Origin of the sequence: Nocardiopsis salina YIM 90010 (assembly GCF_000341025.1) — a bacterium.
Taxonomy (GTDB): domain Bacteria; phylum Actinomycetota; class Actinomycetes; order Streptosporangiales; family Streptosporangiaceae; genus Nocardiopsis; species Nocardiopsis salina.
This window is the reverse complement of record NZ_ANBF01000119.1, coordinates 1-15,510: the sequence shown is the minus strand read 5'-3', so window position 1 is coordinate 15,510 and position 15,510 is coordinate 1. Positions and strand designations below refer to the sequence as shown.

Below are 15,510 nucleotides of genomic sequence, written 5' to 3'. Positions count from 1 at the left end.
CTATCAGTGTGGCGTGCGAAGGGATGGCAGTTCAGGGTATGGCCGTTATCCAGCACACCGCAATAGCCCTAGCTGGACAAACGTCGTTCCAGTTTATCGCGGTCCGTTTTCACTTTGTGGGATCCGGCCTGCTTCTATCTGGAGACTTCCTGTTCCCTGTCCGTAAGAAGGGCACAGGGAGAGATCCTAGGAGCGCCCTTTTTGTCGGTCAAGATTGTGGCCGGATCCGGACAGGAAGTGAACTTGTGGTTATATATTCATGTCTGGTCGGCGTACATACTTTAATGCTGCGCAAAGTTTGGGTTTTCGCTGGTCAGCGTTGCCCTGTTCCAGTTGCCCGGTCAACGGTTATCGTTCCGCATTGCACACCCACGACGGCCTGACCACCGATTCCGCAACGGGCTAACTGAACGAGAGCGCACTCCCAACCTGCTATCTCCACGAGATGATCGCAGGAGTTCTGGCTGGTGTCGGCGCCAATGGAACCGCCTTCATACGCGGCGGCAACGAGTCGCCCGTTCAGTCAAACTCCGAGACCGGTACCCACGTCTTTGCTGGTTCCTGCGGGTGTGACTGCCGATGGCGGAGGCACTTGGCTGGGTCGAGCTGCTACTTCGAGAGCCTGTTCGACTGCTATGCCGTTGCCACCTGGCTCCGGGGCGGGTGGAATGGGTCCGGTGGTGAACCGGCTGCGGTGCCTGCGCGGGATCTCTACGGTTACCGCGTTCGGTTTGGCCACCGAGATCGGCGATTGGCAACGATTTACCGGTTCCAGCATCGGCGTGTATGTGGGGGTGCCCAGCGAACACCCGTCCGGAGCCCATCGGGGTTCAGGGGCCCATCACCAGGACGACACACGCATGTGCGCCGTCTGCTGGTCAAGGCCACCTGGCACCACCGCCGTGCTCACCGGCACGCCACCCGGGAGATGCGCCAACGGTGGGAGCGAGCTCCGGCCCGATCCGGTCCCGGGTCCGTGCATGTAACCACCGCCTGCACCGGCGCTGGGCCCGTTTCGATGCCCGCGGCAAGAAACCCTCGGTGACCATGGTGGCTGTAGCCGGGGAACTGGCCGGGTGGTGCTGGAGCCTGGCCGTGCTGGAGCCATGAGCCCCGGTTCCAAAAACCGACCGGTGGGAGGACGCCTACGGAGCCCGCGTGAGGAACGATCCGCGAGACACCTGTGAGCAGCCCTCCGTGCGGGCCACGCTCGATCTCTAGAGGCACGGCCTCGTTCCCGCCGAAGCAGTCCGTCCTGGGGTAGCCAACCCGCGTATATCAGTCTGAACGCGCGTCGCGCATGACACGCGAGCCGCACGGTCTTCTCCCGCCGGTCTTATACAGAACCTGTCGAGGGGTCTTCTCCGCCAGCCTAGTACTCCAGTTGTAGTTCCGGTTTGCTCTGGCCTGAACCCATATGTCTGAGATGGCAGCACGGCAAGCTGCTGATCTGGGGATTCACCGGACACACAGACGGCCACCGCGTGATCATCGATGGTTGTGAAGACAACGAAGAACCCGGCGGTGGCCGCTGAACTCAGCGTAGCGGCACGACGCTGGCCACACCGGCTGAACGACCTGATCCAGACCATCTCCCCCGGCCTGGCCCGACCCGAGCCCCGCCGCACCGTCGGCGACCTCCTACGCGGCCTGCTCGCCCCGCTGGCGCGTAAGAACTGCTGGACCCTGGCCGAACACGCCGGCCACACCAGCCCCTACCGCTTCCAACACCTGCTGGCACGGGCCAGAGTGGACGAAGAAGACCTGATCGCCGACCTACACACCTACGCCCGCACCCACCTGGGAGAACAGGATGCGGTCCTGGTCGTGGACGAGACCGGCGACCTGAAGAAAGGCACCACAACCATCGGTGTCCAACGCCAGTACACAGGAACCGCCGGCCGCATCGAGAACGCTCAGGTCGCCCTCTACCTCGCCTATGCCACCGGCGCAGGCCACGCCCTGATCGACCACCGCCTCTACCTGCCCCAGGCCTGGACCCAGGAGCCCCAGCGCCTCCAGGCGGCCGGGGTCCCCGACCACGTGGACTTCGCAACCAAACCCGAACTCGCCCAGCAGATGATCACCGCCGCCCAGGCCAACGGCACCCCAGCGACGTGGGTGACCGCTGATGAGGTCTACGGCCAAAATCCCCCTCTGCGCCAAGCCCTGGAGCAACAGCGGATCGGTTACGTGGTGGCCGTGCCGCGCACCGAGCGCATCCTGCTACCCCGCCGGCCGACCAGCGTCGGTGAGCTGGCGGTACTCCTGCCCCGCCAGTCCTGGCAGAAGCGCTCGGCCGGTAGCGGCGCCAAAGGCCAACGCTTCTACGAGTGGGCCCTCATTGAGGCCGAGCCCTGCCCCGAGGGGCACCGGTGGGTGTTGATACGCCGCAACCGCACCAGCGGTGAGCTGGCCTTCTACCGGTGCTACGCGCCCCAGGCGGTGCCTCTTCAACGTTTGGTGGCTGTTGCCGGGCGCCGGTGGGCGGTCGAGGAAGGCTTCCAGCAGGGCAAGGGGTTGGCCGGGTTGGACGAGCACCAGGTGCGCACCTGGTGCTCCTGGCACCGGTGGAGCCTGTTTTCGATGCTGGCCTATGCGTTCGTGGCGGCCATGGCCGCCGCCCAGGGACGCAAACAGAGCCCGTCTTCGAGTGCTTTGGTCGCGTTGACCTGCAATGAGATCGTTCATCTGCTCAACGCTCTGTCCGCCCAAGAGCCCGATACCGAGCACGTGCTGGGCTGGTCACTGTTCAGACGCTCGCACCAAGCCGTGGCCCGCCAGTGCCATTACCGCAGACAGGCCGCCCGAGAACCATGACAAACCGGATCTACAACTGGAGTACTAGGAGTGCCACGGTTTCACTGGGGTCAACGGTCGTTCGTTCCTCGCTGGCGATCGGGGCGCTCCATCCTGACCCTCGGATCAGCGCGGCGCGAGGCGGCAGCTGTCGAAGAAGGCCAGGGAATCCTCTCAGGGGCTAGTGATGGCATCTTGCCTATCACTGCAGGTCAGGGCTGCCCTCTTGATACACGAAACCTACATTTCAGGTGTGTCGTTCGGTCAGGTTGGTGACACGGACGGCTGGAGTCCGACCTCCGTACCCGGTGCGGGGCCGATGGTAGTTGTACCGATCCGGGACACCGGGATAGTTCGCCTGGCGCTGATCCTCACTGGTATAGAACCGGGCGTAGGCCCATTCCTCGAGCAAGGTGCGGTGAAACCGCTCGACCTTGCTCGAGGGCACACGCCACTTCCGACGGGATGCACGCAGGTTCGAAGCTACTTTCCGTCGGTGGATCTCATCTGAGCATCCAGGCCCGGACCGGAGACGCCGTATTCCAGGCCGAGCCACGCGGCCATCTCTTCAAGCTGCTTGATGAGCTGGGGCAACGTCTCGTCGGGAGCCTCGGGCTCGAGCGTGACGCGTTGGGCCAGCAGGACCCCCGCCCGACGGTCGGCTTTGAGGTCCACTCGGGCCACCAGATCCTCGCCGAGCAGGAACGGCAGCACGTAGTACCCGTGCACACGCTGGTGCGCGGGCACGTAGATCTCCAACCGATAGCGGAATCCGAACAAGTCCTTTGTGCGGCCGCGGGTCCACACCAGGGAGTCGAAGGGGCTCAGCAAGGCCCGTGCGTTCACCGAACGCGGTACCCGGGCGTCCCGGTGCAGGTAGGCGGGACGGTTCCAGCCCTGCACAGTGACTGGGGCGAGTTCGCCGGAGTCGACCAGATCGGCCACGGCCGGCTTGGACAGACGCGCGGGCAGCCGGAAGTAGTCGCGCAGGCACTGCTCTGTCGCCACGCCGTGGGAGCGGGCGGCGATTGCTGCGAGTTCGCGTGCGGCCTCCTGCGGGCCCAGTTGCGGGCTGTTCAGATGCTCGGCGGGCAGGACCCGCTCGGTCAGGTCGTAGCGGCGCTCGAACTGGGAATTGCGGCCGTTCGAGCACAGGTCACCGACCCGGAAGGCGTATTCCAGGGCTTTCTTGACCTCGGACCAGTTCCACCCCCAGTGCTCCTTGGTGCGAGGCGCGTCGTGGGAGAGCGCCTCCTCTACTTCCCGTGCCGTGGCCGGTCCGATGTGCTCGATCTCTGCTATGACTTTGTCGACGAGCCCGAAATCATGGGGATCCATCTCGAATTCCCGTTCCCGCTCTGCGTCCATGCGATAGCGCAACAGCTGGCGGGTGGCGGGTGGCACCAAGCTCGCCTCGTGCGCCCAAGTCTCGACGAGACGGGCTCGGCTCGAACCGGTGGCGGTGGTGGCGGCCCGGTCCAGCAGTGCCGGATCGTAGGCGCCCATACGCGCGAACACGGGCAAGTACTGGCTGCGCGTCAGAACGTTCACGCTGTCGATCTGGAGCAGGCCCGTTCGGCCCAAGACCCGTCCCAAGTGGGCGAGGTTGGGCGTGCCCGAGGGGGGTGGGTCCGTGAATCCTTGTGCGGCGATCGCGATCCGGCGCGCCTGGGGCGGGGAGAGGACGGAGTCGCGGCGGGGGTGTGGGTCAGCCATGCCGTCACTGTAACGTCGGAACCCCTCAGGCGTCAGAAATGTGGTGATATCCGATCTAGTCAATCCGGGCGCACCCGCGTTGCAGACACCGGTCCCGGCCACATTCGGCCCCGCAGGATGTCGCATCTTCATCATGGCTTGCGCCAGTTGGCAAGCAATCAGATCCTCAGTTCACCCACGGCCCGGCGAACGTAGGCAGCATTGCAACTGCTCGACAGGTGGCCCGCTCCCAACTCATACCCACAGGTGAAGTGTGCGCGGAACATTGACCGGTGGCGGATGTCTGCGACGGCTGCACTCCTTGGGCGGGTAGCCTGTGAGAGACCTTCTCGGTTGTCGCCGACAGTGGGCGTGGGTGTTCATCCGCGGTTCTTCGAGGACCTGCGTATCCGGCCCCGGCCACGGCGTGGGCGCCCGCCTCGAAGCTGGCCTCACCCTTGGGTGCGCTCCGGCGGCGTGGCCTGGACTTGGCCGGCCCTCCCGACGACGGGCAACAGCGTCCTGCGCGTGCGGCCCACCACGAAGATCGTCGTTGAGGGCCCGCAGCAGGCAAGGAACGGCGTCGCGACGAGCGGGGTCAGGCCTGCATCGATGAGCGAACTCACCCGGTAGCAGACCGAGGCACAGCAGGAGCCCCGGCAGACCTACATCAGGGACCGGGAATACGAGGCCCGAAAGCGATGCGGTTACCATCTCGTCGTGCTACCCGGCCTCCTCCAAACGGCGGAATATGCGGAAGAGGTCCTCAAAGCCAGCCCGACCATCAAGCCCGAACAGGTCCCCGAGGGGATTGCTCTGCGTATGCAGCGCCAACGGATCCTCTTCGAAGGGGGCCGAAACTTCGGCTTCGTCATCACGGAGAGTGCTCTGCGGCGTTCCTTCGGTTCACCTGCACTGATGGTGGCTCAGTACGAGCGGCTGCTTCACCTGTCCACGTACCGGACGATCGAGATCGCGATTCTGCCCGATGATGTGCCTTCGCCGGTTGTGCCGCACGAGTTCACGATCTTCGACGACTCTTTGGTGCACATCGGCACGGTCACCAAACCAGTGACGGTCTCCGAGACTCCCGATGTGCACAGCTACATCTCGTTGTACGACGAACTCCTGCAGCTCTCGCTGAAGGAGGAGGATGCGCGAGAGGTGATCAAGCGCCTGACCGAGGCGGACCACTGACCCTAATGGGGCGCGGTTCCCCGTGAACCCCCATGCCTAGGGATTCCGGGCCAAGCCCGTTCACTGCTGGCCTCCGTGAGCTCTCTGGGTGGGACGCATGGAGGTCGGCTATACGTCCTCCACGGCTGTCTCGACTATCAGGCTCACGGTCTCCTCGGCCGGCTGCCGTCCGCGGTCAAGGTCGGGGCGAGCAGCGAGGCCGGCACAAGTGGTGAACAGGGAAGAACCCAGCGAGCAAAACGTCCCGATCAGCTCGGCGACCTCGCCGTCGTCGCGGAACGGAGTTTTCCACAGCCCCGGATTCGGGGCGGAGTTGCGTCACTGCAGCGCCGCATCCTGGAACCTCACGACGAAGGGGATGGCCGTAGGCTGAGGGAATGAAGCACGATTGGTCTAGTCGGTCGGGGTTTGCTGCCGGTGCGCCACCAGGCCCAGGGCGTTGAGACCAGCCTCAATGGCAGGGTGCTGTGCGCTCCCGCGCCGCACGCAGGTGATGATGCTCGGGTTCGACCAGCTCCGGTACGCCCGCATCTGGGTCGCACGATCCCTCGAGAACCCCGCTTGGCAAGTCGTTAGGAATTGCGTCGGCGGCATGGCCGAAGAAAGCCGTATCCGCAGGCACCTCCGCACCGACGCCGACTGGCGTGACTCCGTCGTGCTCTCCTACGAGTGGAGCGCTTGAGAGCGGGCATCGATCAGCGTTCGCTCGCGAGGTGCCCGGCAGGCACAACCCTCTGTGTCAGGCTCGCCGACGCTCGCCTTGAGGAGGCAAGCCTGAGGCGTGCTTCGCTGATTTGCGCCGACATGCGAAGCGCTTTCGTAGCGGATGCTGATCTCTCGTCGGCTGACCTGTCTTCGACTCTGTTGGACGGCACAATGTTTCATCGATCAACGATGCATGGGACGAGCTTTCGGGGCGCGGAAGGGCTGCGTATGGCGTGCTTCGCCTTCGTCGACGCTTCCAAGGTCGTCGGCTTCACACGAGAGCGCTGGGCAACGGTATTCACCAACAGCAGTACACGCGATCCCGAGGTCTTCGACCTCGACTGACGATTCGCTGAGTGGAGCTCGGCGAAGCTTCAGAACCCATTTGCTAGGCAGGCAGAGCCTGCCTAGCAAGGAGGCGGCGCCGAGGCGAGACCAGGCGACGGTGTGGCCACATGCGGCCACGCTTAGCCAGACGTCCCCGGCAGGAGCTCTGCGATCGTGAAACGGCCGTGATCGGAACCCGTCTTCTGAGGAGATCGTGTGGAGCACGAACTGCGTCTCGCCGCTGCTGTCCAGACCCTGCGCTACGAACTCGACCAGGCGGCCCAACAGGCCCAGGGCCAGGACCTGACCTTCGAGGTCGGCCCGATCCAGATGGAGTTCGAGGTCCAGTTCCGAGCCGACGCCAAGGCCAAGGGCGGGTTCTCGGCCTGGATCGCCACTGGCGAGGCCGAGGTCGGAGCGGGGCGCACCAGCAGTCACAAGGTCGCCTTCACTCTCACCCCGCACAACGCCGCTCGCCCCGGCGGTGACGTGTCCATCAACAGCACCCGACGCGACACCGATCAGGACACCCCGCCCCCGTCATTCACCCGCTGAGATGCCCGCACCCGTCTGAGCCGTTGGTCCTGTGTCGGTAACCGGAGTACATGGTGGACACCGCCCCGCGTATCACCCGCATCACCACCCCCACCAGCAACGGTTCGGGGTACGTGATCGCCCCCCGCCTGGTACTGACCGGCGCCCATGTGGTCCCCGAAGTCGGTGGTCAGGTACGGGTGCGCACCGCTACCGACCACCGGCCCTATACCGGGGCAGTCATCTGGCGCGGAACCCCGAAGGGCCCTGACGACGCCGCTCTGGTCGAGGTCACTGACCCGGACTGGACCGAGCGTGCGGTGACCACTCGGTGGGGGCGGCTGGTCACCACCGCTCCCCGCACGCTCTGTGAGGTGTGGGGCTTTCCCGATCTGGTGCAACGCGACGGTCGGGCTGTGGAGACCGCGCAACTGGTGGGCACGGTCGCTCCGGGCAACCACTTCGTCAACCACCGGCACGTGATGGACCTGAGCGACCACCCGCCCAACCGGCACCAACACGGGTTCCGACAACAGGAGCAGGGCCGTTCGCTGTGGGCGGGGCTGTCCGGGGCAGCGATGCGCTGTGGCGACGGCCAAGTGCTGGTGGGTGTGGTGTCCGCCGACCTCGAGCACCGCGACCACGCCGCCCTGGAAATCGTTCCCGCCTACGTCCTGCATGACGACCCGGGGTTCCGGAAGGTGTTGGCCGAGCACGGTGTGTCCCAAGTGTTGGAGCCGGCCGAGCTCACCCATCTTGCCCACAGCCCGCGCCCACACCAGCGCCCTTCGCCGGCCTCCCTTTTGGAGGCGCACCGCCGGGTGGTGGACTTCCACGGCCGCGAACAGGTGATGGACACCTTGTCACAGTGGTGCGGTGACGATGGGGCGCTCTCGGCCATGGTGCTGTACGGTCCCGGCGGACAGGGCAAGACCCGACTGGGCCATGAACTCACCGCACGCCTGGCCCGCCCCGACGCCCAGGAGCGGCGGTGGGCCACCCTGTGGCTCAGGGACAACGCGACCACCGAAGAGCTCGACCGCATCAAGGACACCACGGCCCCTCTGCTGCTGGTGCTGGACTACGCCGAGACCCGCACCGCCCAACTGGTCCGTTTGCTCGAGCTGTGCGACCGGCCCCCGGGCAGTTCCCCCGTCCGCCTGCTGTTGTTGGTGCGCACGCTGGGCGAGTGGTGGGAGCAAGTCAACACCGCCACCGGTCACCTCCTGGCCGACATCACCCAACAACTGGCCCTGCCACCTATGGCGCCCCGCACCGTCGAGCGCGCCCGGGAGTACCGCACCGCCCTGCACCACTTGGCCCGCGCTCTACCGGCGGCCCGCACACCGGGGCCGGCCGACTGGGCCCAGATCGCGGCCGACTTGACGGAGCCGGACCTGTCGGGTTCCGAGTGGGGCACCGTGCTGAGTGTGCACATGCGCGCACTGGCCGACCTTCTGGATGCGACGCAAGCCAAGCCTCCACGAGTGTCACCGCCGACGGTGCAGTGGAGGGGCGGGTGCTGGCCCACGAGTACCGGTACTGGGACCAGACCGCCGCCGCCCACAGCCTGGGAGAGGCCGAGCTCGCACAACCGCTGCGGGACGTGCTGGCCCTGGCCTTCGCCCTCACGCCCACCAGCATCGAGGGAGCAGACCAGCTCCTAAAGGATGCGGCCGTCTTGGAGGGACAGACCACCGCCCGCAGACACCAGGTCCGCCGGTGGGTCACCGGCCTGTACCCCACGGACGGCCCTGGGGTGTGCGGACAGCTTCAGCCCGACCGGCTGTTGGAGTACTTCCTCGGCCAACGCCTCCAGCGCAACCCCGGGCTGTTCGACGCGCACCTGGACACCATCACCACGACGGACGCCGAACGTCTGGTGACCCTGTACGCCCGAGCGGCCGCACACTCCGCTCTGGCCTGCCTGAGTGGCTGCCTGACCGCTCTGTGCACACGACACATTCGCACGTTGGCCCCAGCGGTTATTGAGGTCAGCACCCAGTTAGAGAACCCTGGACCGCTCATCCGAGCGTTGGAGGAGATCACAGATAGCCTTGAGACCTCACTCGAGATCCTCATACAGCTCATCGATACTCTCCCCCGCTTCACTCAGCGCCTGGATGAGTGGGCAGAACGCCTGACTGCACGCGTAGTCGACGCACTTCGAGAACGAGCAGTCCGGAACCCTGGTTCCTATCTCCTCGCCTTCGCCAAATACTTGACAAATCACGGCACTCGCCTGGCGGCCCTGGGGCGATACGAAAAAGCACTCGAAGAATGCGACCGGGCACTCATCGTCCTTCGCATTATAGATAAAAACAACCCCGGAATTTGCCACCCCAGTCTCGCCGAGTGCCTGAACAATAAAGCCAGCCATTTAGTGGCACTTGGAAAGAATAAAAAAGCACTCGAATCCAGCACCGAGGCAGTCGGGATATTTCAAACCTTGGTCGAAATTGATCCCGATTCCCACTATCCCAATCTTGCCATAGCCCTACACAGCAAATCCATTAGCCTTGCGTCCCTGAAATGGGAAAAGCAAGCGCTCGATGTAAACGACCAAGCTCTCAGCATTCTCCACAGCTTGGCTAAACAAAACCCCAACACTCATCACCCCGATCTGGCGGCATCACTCAGCTACAGATCCAATCGCCTGTCCGCCCTTGGACGGCATGAAGAAGCACTTGGTGCAACCAAACAATCGCTTAGCATCCGCCGCAAGCTGGACCAACAAAACCCCGATGCATACCGCCCCGAGCTGGCCCATGCTCTGAACAGCCTAGCCGCCGACCTGGGACGCCTTGGCCGGTACGAAGAAGCGCTCGAAACAAGCGACCAAGCGGTACCCCTATACGAGGCGCTGGCCAAACATCGACCCACGGCCTACGGTTCTCTCCTCGCTTTAGCCCTACTCAATCAAGCCACTGGCCGAAGCGCCTTGGGGGATGCTGAGAGCGCTCTTGATGCCATAAACCACGCAGTCGGGATCCTCCGTACTCTGACGAAAGAAAACCCAGACTCCCATCAGTCCATTTTCTCCGCTGCCCTGCATAAACAAGCTGTGGCGTTGTCACATCTGGAACGAACCGAGGAAGCACTAAACTCCACAACTCAAGCTGTAGAGATCCGGATAATCCTGGCAGAGGAGCACCCCACCAACCAGGAAGACCTGGAGGAGTCTCGCCAACTGTTAGCGAAACTAAGAAATCCCGGGCCTGGTGGAATATAGAAGGGAAACACGGGAGGGTGTCCGACGAGTACCTCGCGAGGTGCCATTGGATACCGCCACCGGCCCGCGTGTGCTCCGTTGGTGCTCCGTGGCTACGTACCGAAACGACACCGGGCGGCATCGGGTGGCATCCGGCGACACCGCGGATCGGATGGATCGGCACGAAACGGTACGCGGTGACACGTGGCGGCACGTATCCAGGGAACTTTTAATCCGCGGGTTCGGGGTTCGATCCCCCGGGGCCCTACCAGGGAAAACCCCAGGTCAGAACGCGTTCCCACCCGTTCGGACCCGGGGTTTTCGTGCGTTCGGGTCCCTTGCCGTGCTCCGCGTGTGCTCCGCTGCCTCCCCGCTGCCTCCAGCACGCCGAGGACCTCACTCTGAGGACGCTTCGAGGCAGGGTTCGCCCGGCATCTGCTGAGGCTCGATTCGAGCAGCTCCGGCGTGCCCGCGTCTGAGGCGTACGTTCCCCCGAGAACCCGCCTCACAAGCCGTGATGAACCGCGCCGGCATAGCCGAGGAAGGCCGCATCCGCAGGCCCCCTCCGAACCGACACCGGCGGCGTGACTCCGTGGTCCACTCGATCCTTTCCGACGCGCGGATTCGATCAGGGTCCCACCCCGGCCCCAGCCAGTAAGTAGCCAGGTCAGAGCGCGTTCTCCCCGACTTGCACCCCGGGTCCTCGTGCGTCCGGGGCGTCCCGTTGCCCTGTCTTCAGGTCCTCGACGATGGGGGCGACGGCGGCCTCGGCGGCATGGCCCACGCCGAGCAGCGTGTCGGAGGCGGCACCGGTCCAGTCGCCGTAGCCGAGCAGGTGCAGGTACGGCTCCCGGAGGCAGCGGTTCCCGTCGAGGGGGACCCCGCCGTCGGGGTCGAACGGCTCCAGCGGGTCCAGGTGGCCCAGGGTCGGACGGAACCCCGTGCACCACAGGACCGCGTCGGCCGCCCACTCGCCGCCGTCGGCCCAGGCCACGCCGGTCCGGGTGAGCCGGTCGAACATCGGCCGCGCCTCGAGCACACCCCGGTCCCGTGCCCGGCGCACACCCGGCACCATCACGATGTCGTCCAGNGCCCCGGCCGGGCCGCGGCGGGTGGCCGTGTCGCACAGCACGCGACCGTACACGTCGTCCGTCATGAAGCGGGGAGGGCGCCGGGTGACCCACATGGTGTCCGCGACCTCCGAGAGCTCGGCCAGGAGCTGCGCCGCGGAGTTTCCGCTGCCCACGACCACCACCCGCTGCCCGGCGAACTCCTCCGGGCGGCGGTAGTCCACAGTGTGCAGCTGCCTGCCCTCGAACAGCTCCCGGCCGGGGTGGTCGGGTGTGTGGGGGCGCCGCCAGGTCCCGGTCGCGCTGACCACGTGCCGGGTCCGCCACGTCCCCGTGGAACCGACCACCTCCAGCGCACCGTCGGCCCGGCGCACCTCGTTCACGGTCACCGGACGGTGCACGGGCAGGTCGTGGCGGCGCTCGTACTCGGCCAGGTAGCCGGCGACGTGCTGTGCCGACGGGCGATCCTGCCCCGGTTCCTTCGGCATCGACCACCCCGGCAGGGAGCTGTGCTCGGCCGAGGAGAGCAGCCGCAGGGAGTCCCAGTAACCGTTCCAGTAGCCGTTCCAGAACCCGCCCGGGTCGCCCTGGCCGTCGAGGATGACGCAGTCCGCCCCTGCACGCCGGAGAAAGTACCCGGCTGCCAGCCCTGCCGGGCCGCCACCGATGACGGCGACGTCGACGGTGCGCACGGGCGTGCCCAAGATGTCCTCCCAAGGTCGCAGAAGCGACGGACAGTATCCCAGCCGGGGGTTTCCGGGTTCGCTCCCGGGTGCGCCCCCTGGGCCCCGGCACCGGCCACTTCCGGACGGACGGCGCCGGCCCCACCGCTGGGAAACCGGGCACAACACACACATTCCAGACGTGTCCCTTCTTCTCCGGAGCGTCCGGAACAGAGCGAACGAATCAGGCGGCGCCCCGGCTCCGACCTCCTACGATGCTGGTGGCCGTGCCTTGCGCGCGGCCGACCGCCCCCGGCCCGGGGGCGGAGCACGCGTGCGAGGAGGAACATGGTCCCGGACGAGGTCACCACCGCGATCGGCGAGCACTACGAGCTGCAGGGGTTGGAGCTCACCCCGATCGACGGGGGCGCGGACCTGGCGGCCTCCCTGTGGAAGGCGGTGGACGCCAGGGGTCGGCGGTTCGCGGTCAAGTGGAGCGGCAGCGGCTCCCCGGCGGGGATGGTGCTGCCGGCCGCACTCGACGCGATCCGGGCCGGGAGCGCCCCGCCCCCCGTGCCCACCCGGGGCCGGTCCCTGTGGGTCGACGTCGGTGACGCACGCCTGTCGGTCACACGCTGGGTCGACGGCGACAGCGCCTGGGACACTCCCCTCGGCCGTCCGGGATGGTACGCGTTCGGGCAACTGCTGTCGGCGCTGCACTCGCTTCCCGTCGTGGGCCAGGTGAACAAACGCGTACCGCGGGAGGACTTCGACCCGAGCCGCTGGGGCGACTACTTCGAGAAGGTCGACGCCGAGCTCGAAGGAGCGTCCTCCTCAGGGATCACTGCGCGCCTGACCGAGCTGTGGCAAGCCCACCGTCCCGCACTCAGAAAAGTGCACCGGCGCACGCTCGACCTCGGCGCGAGGCTGCGTACCCGGGCCGACCTGCCCCGTTCCGTACCGTGCCACGCGGACCCGCATCTCGGGAACATCGTGGTGGCCGAGGACGGACGCCCGGTGCTGTTGGACTTCGACGACGCCGTGCTCGCACCCGCCGAGCGCGACCTCATGTTCGTCCTGGGCGGCGGGGTGCTCGCGGACCGGCCCGTGACCGGGCGCCAGCAGGAGTGGTTCCTCGAGGGGTACGGGGCCTACTCTGTCGACCCGGACCTGCTCACGTACTACCGGGGCCTGCGGGTGCTGGAGGACGCCTCGGAACTGGCCGGGGTGGTGCTCGACCCGGCGGGCTCGGACGGCGACCGGCGTGAGGCGCTGGGCCACGTCGAGGGGGTCTTCTCCGACACCGGGCTGCTGGCGCAGGCGCGGGCGGTCGTGGCCCGGCGGTGACCCGTCGGCCCCGAGGAACGGGGCGGGACGCACCGCGGTGTCAGCCCCGTGGAACGTCGGGGCCCGGTGCGACACTGTGGGGCATGAACCCACGCCTGCACTCCGTGGTCCTCGACTGCCCCGACCCGGACGCCCTCGCGCGCTTCTACGCCGGTCTGCTCGGCAAGGAGGTCTCCCACCGTTCCGACGACTGGGTGTACGTGCTGGTCGGCGAGGGCTGGGGCCTGGCCTTCCAGCGCGCACCCGACCACCGGCCGCCGGAGTGGCCCGACCCGGAACGTCCCCAGCAGATCCATCTCGACGTCGAGGTCGACGACATCGAGGAGGCCGAACGGCTGGCCCTGGAGCTGGGTGCGCACCCGCTGCGCAAGGTCAAGGTCGAGGAGGACGCCGACGACCGGTTCCGGGTTTACACCGACCCGGCCGGCCACCCGTTCTGCCTGGAGTACTGAGGTCGGCATGGAACTCACCTACGACGCCGACGTACGTGACGCTGGGCCGCCCGATCGCGCCGGGCGAGGCCGCACAGCAGATCCACTCGATCGCGACCCCGGGCGGCCGGGGCGAGGTCACCCTCGACTTCGACGCCGAGGGGCGCCTGCTGGGTGTCGAGGTCCTCAACGCCTCCGAGGTGCTCGCGCCGGAGGTCCTCGACGGCGCCGCGCACCCCGGTCGGGGTCGAGCTCACCCCGGGCGCGTCAGGCGGGCAGCGCCGTGACGGTGAAGAGCGCGGAGACCCCGAGACCGCCGGCGACGGCCATCGTCGCGAGCGCGGTCGCTCCCGGGCGGGGTTCGACCTCACGCAGAAGCTGCGTGTAGGAGCGGGTGACCAGCACCGCTCCGCTCGCCCCGTAGGGGTGCCCGAGGGCGAGCGCTCCCCCGTCGGCGTTGGCGTGCGCGGGGTCGATGCCGAGTTCGTCCAGGCATGCCAGGGTCTGCGACGCGAATGCCTCGTTGAACTCGACCACGTCCGCGGTGGCGGGCTGCGTCCCCGGGTTCCGCCGCTGGAGTCTGTGTGTGGAGGCGACTGCGCCCATCCCGAGGAGGTTGGGGTCCACGCCCGCGGCGGCCGCACCGGTGAAGGCGAGCGCGTGCAGGTACCCGAGGGCGCGGGCGCGCTCGGCGGTCGTGACCAGGAGCATGCTCGCGCCGTCGTTGAGCGGGCACGAGTTGCCCGCGGTGACGGTGCCGCCCTCGACGAAGGCAGGACGCAGGCGGGCGAAGCGTTCTGCGGAGGCGCGCGGGCGCGGGCACTCGTCGCGGTCGGTGCCGGGGCCGAAGCGTCCGAGCCGGGCGATCTCGGCGTCGAAGGCGCCACGTTCACGTGCGGCGACGGCACGCTGGTGGCTGCGTGCGGCGAAGGCGTCCTGGCGTTCCCGGGTGATGCCGTGGGCGCGGGCGACGTTCTCGGCGGCCACCCCCATGTCGGGGTCGCCCACGCTGTCGGGGGAGAAGCGGGCGCGCTCGTGGAAGACCGGCGCGGACACCCGGTCGGCGGGGCGTGCGGCCCGCCAGGGTGCGGTGCTGACGCTCTCCACTCCCCCGGCGAGCACGGCGTCTGCGGCCCCGGAGGCGATCATCCGGCAGGCCTGGACGACGGCTTCGAGGCCGGCCCCGCACTGGCGGTCCACCGTGACGCCGGGCACGTGGAAGGGAAGACCGGCGGTGAGTGCGCCGAGGCGGGCGGGGTTGCCGCCGGGGCCCGCGGCGTTGCCGGCCACGACCTCGTCCACGCCGTTGGCGGGGAGGCCGCTCTCGTCGAGTACGGCGGTGATCGTCCCGGCGAGGAGCGCCTCTGCTGGGGTGTCGCGGAAGACCCCGCCCGCGCGGCCGATGGCNGGCGGGCGGCCACGATCACCGGGGTGCGGGGGCCGGGGTCAGGCGAGGCGGCGGACGCTGCCATCGTCGGCCTCCATCCGGTCGAGGATCTGCTGCGGGTCAACCTTGCCGCTGGTGGTGAGCG

General features: G+C 67.3%; 12 protein-coding genes and 2 pseudogenes. 10 read left to right on the top strand and 4 right to left on the bottom strand.

Annotated elements, in window-relative coordinates; all coding sequences use genetic code 11:
• Positions 1–1,524 precede the first annotated feature (1,524 nt).
• Positions 1,525–2,820 carry an IS701 family transposase gene (locus D474_RS0112790; RefSeq protein WP_017613953.1) on the top strand — a complete coding sequence of 432 codons (1,296 nt, stop codon included), beginning with the start codon at positions 1,525–1,527 and terminating at the stop codon, positions 2,818–2,820.
• Between the two features lie 226 nt (positions 2,821–3,046).
• Here D474_RS0112790 and D474_RS0112785 read toward each other — a convergent pair.
• Positions 3,047–3,241: pseudogene (locus D474_RS0112785) on the bottom strand (integrase core domain-containing protein); the annotation flags it as partial.
• A 41-nt stretch (positions 3,242–3,282) separates the two neighbouring features.
• On the bottom strand, positions 3,283–4,515 hold the full coding sequence (locus D474_RS0112780; RefSeq protein WP_017613951.1) for a winged helix-turn-helix domain-containing protein: 1,233 nt from the start codon (positions 4,513–4,515) through the stop codon (positions 3,283–3,285).
• A 648-nt stretch (positions 4,516–5,163) separates the two neighbouring features.
• Between D474_RS0112780 and D474_RS28580 the strand changes: the two genes are divergently transcribed.
• The 6 genes and pseudogenes from D474_RS28580 (at position 5,164) to D474_RS34100 (ending at position 10,489) form a co-directional block, all read left to right on the top strand.
• Positions 5,164–5,691 (top strand): DUF5753 domain-containing protein, encoded by a 528-nt coding sequence (locus D474_RS28580; RefSeq protein ID WP_275040788.1) that lies wholly within the window; start codon positions 5,164–5,166, stop codon positions 5,689–5,691.
• A 454-nt stretch (positions 5,692–6,145) separates the two neighbouring features.
• Positions 6,146–6,373, top strand: a complete 228-nt coding sequence (locus tag D474_RS0112770; RefSeq protein WP_017613949.1) for a hypothetical protein — start codon at positions 6,146–6,148, stop codon at positions 6,371–6,373.
• Positions 6,361–6,600: pseudogene (locus D474_RS34285) on the top strand (pentapeptide repeat-containing protein); the annotation flags it as partial. The gene D474_RS0112770 and the pseudogene D474_RS34285, both read left to right, overlap by 13 nt.
• A gap of 339 nt (positions 6,601–6,939) precedes the next feature.
• Positions 6,940–7,278 (top strand): trypco2 family protein, encoded by a 339-nt coding sequence (locus D474_RS0112760; RefSeq protein WP_017613947.1) that lies wholly within the window; start codon positions 6,940–6,942, stop codon positions 7,276–7,278.
• A gap of 50 nt (positions 7,279–7,328) precedes the next feature.
• Entirely contained in the window at positions 7,329–8,924 is a 1,596-nt protein-coding gene (locus D474_RS33345) for a trypsin-like serine protease (RefSeq protein WP_026118436.1), read from the top strand.
• A complete protein-coding gene (locus tag D474_RS34100) occupies positions 8,864–10,489 on the top strand; it encodes a tetratricopeptide repeat protein (protein ID WP_338045283.1) in 1,626 nt (541 codons plus the stop codon). Before D474_RS33345 ends, D474_RS34100 begins: the two co-directional genes overlap by 61 nt.
• Before the next feature lie 646 nt (positions 10,490–11,135).
• Here D474_RS34100 and D474_RS28575 read toward each other — a convergent pair.
• On the bottom strand, positions 11,136–12,230 hold the full coding sequence (locus D474_RS28575) for an ArsO family NAD(P)H-dependent flavin-containing monooxygenase (protein ID WP_017613945.1): 1,095 nt from the start codon (positions 12,228–12,230) through the stop codon (positions 11,136–11,138).
• A 318-nt stretch (positions 12,231–12,548) separates the two neighbouring features.
• On the opposite strand from D474_RS28575, the gene D474_RS0112740 reads away from it, so the two are divergent.
• From D474_RS0112740 to D474_RS0112730, 3 genes are all read left to right on the top strand, one after another.
• A complete protein-coding gene (locus D474_RS0112740) occupies positions 12,549–13,547 on the top strand; it encodes an aminoglycoside phosphotransferase family protein (RefSeq protein ID WP_017613944.1) in 999 nt (332 codons plus the stop codon).
• A gap of 83 nt (positions 13,548–13,630) precedes the next feature.
• On the top strand, positions 13,631–13,999 hold the full coding sequence (locus D474_RS0112735; RefSeq protein ID WP_017613943.1) for a VOC family protein: 369 nt from the start codon (positions 13,631–13,633) through the stop codon (positions 13,997–13,999).
• A 35-nt stretch (positions 14,000–14,034) separates the two neighbouring features.
• Complete coding sequence (locus tag D474_RS0112730) at positions 14,035–14,265, top strand: DUF2283 domain-containing protein (protein ID WP_017613942.1); 231 nt, start codon at positions 14,035–14,037, stop codon at positions 14,263–14,265.
• Here D474_RS0112730 and D474_RS28570 read toward each other — a convergent pair.
• A complete protein-coding gene (locus tag D474_RS28570; protein ID WP_239647065.1) occupies positions 14,246–15,382 on the bottom strand; it encodes a thiolase family protein in 1,137 nt (378 codons plus the stop codon). The two genes, D474_RS0112730 and D474_RS28570, sit on opposite strands and share 20 nt — an antisense overlap.
• Positions 15,383–15,510 lie beyond the last annotated feature (128 nt).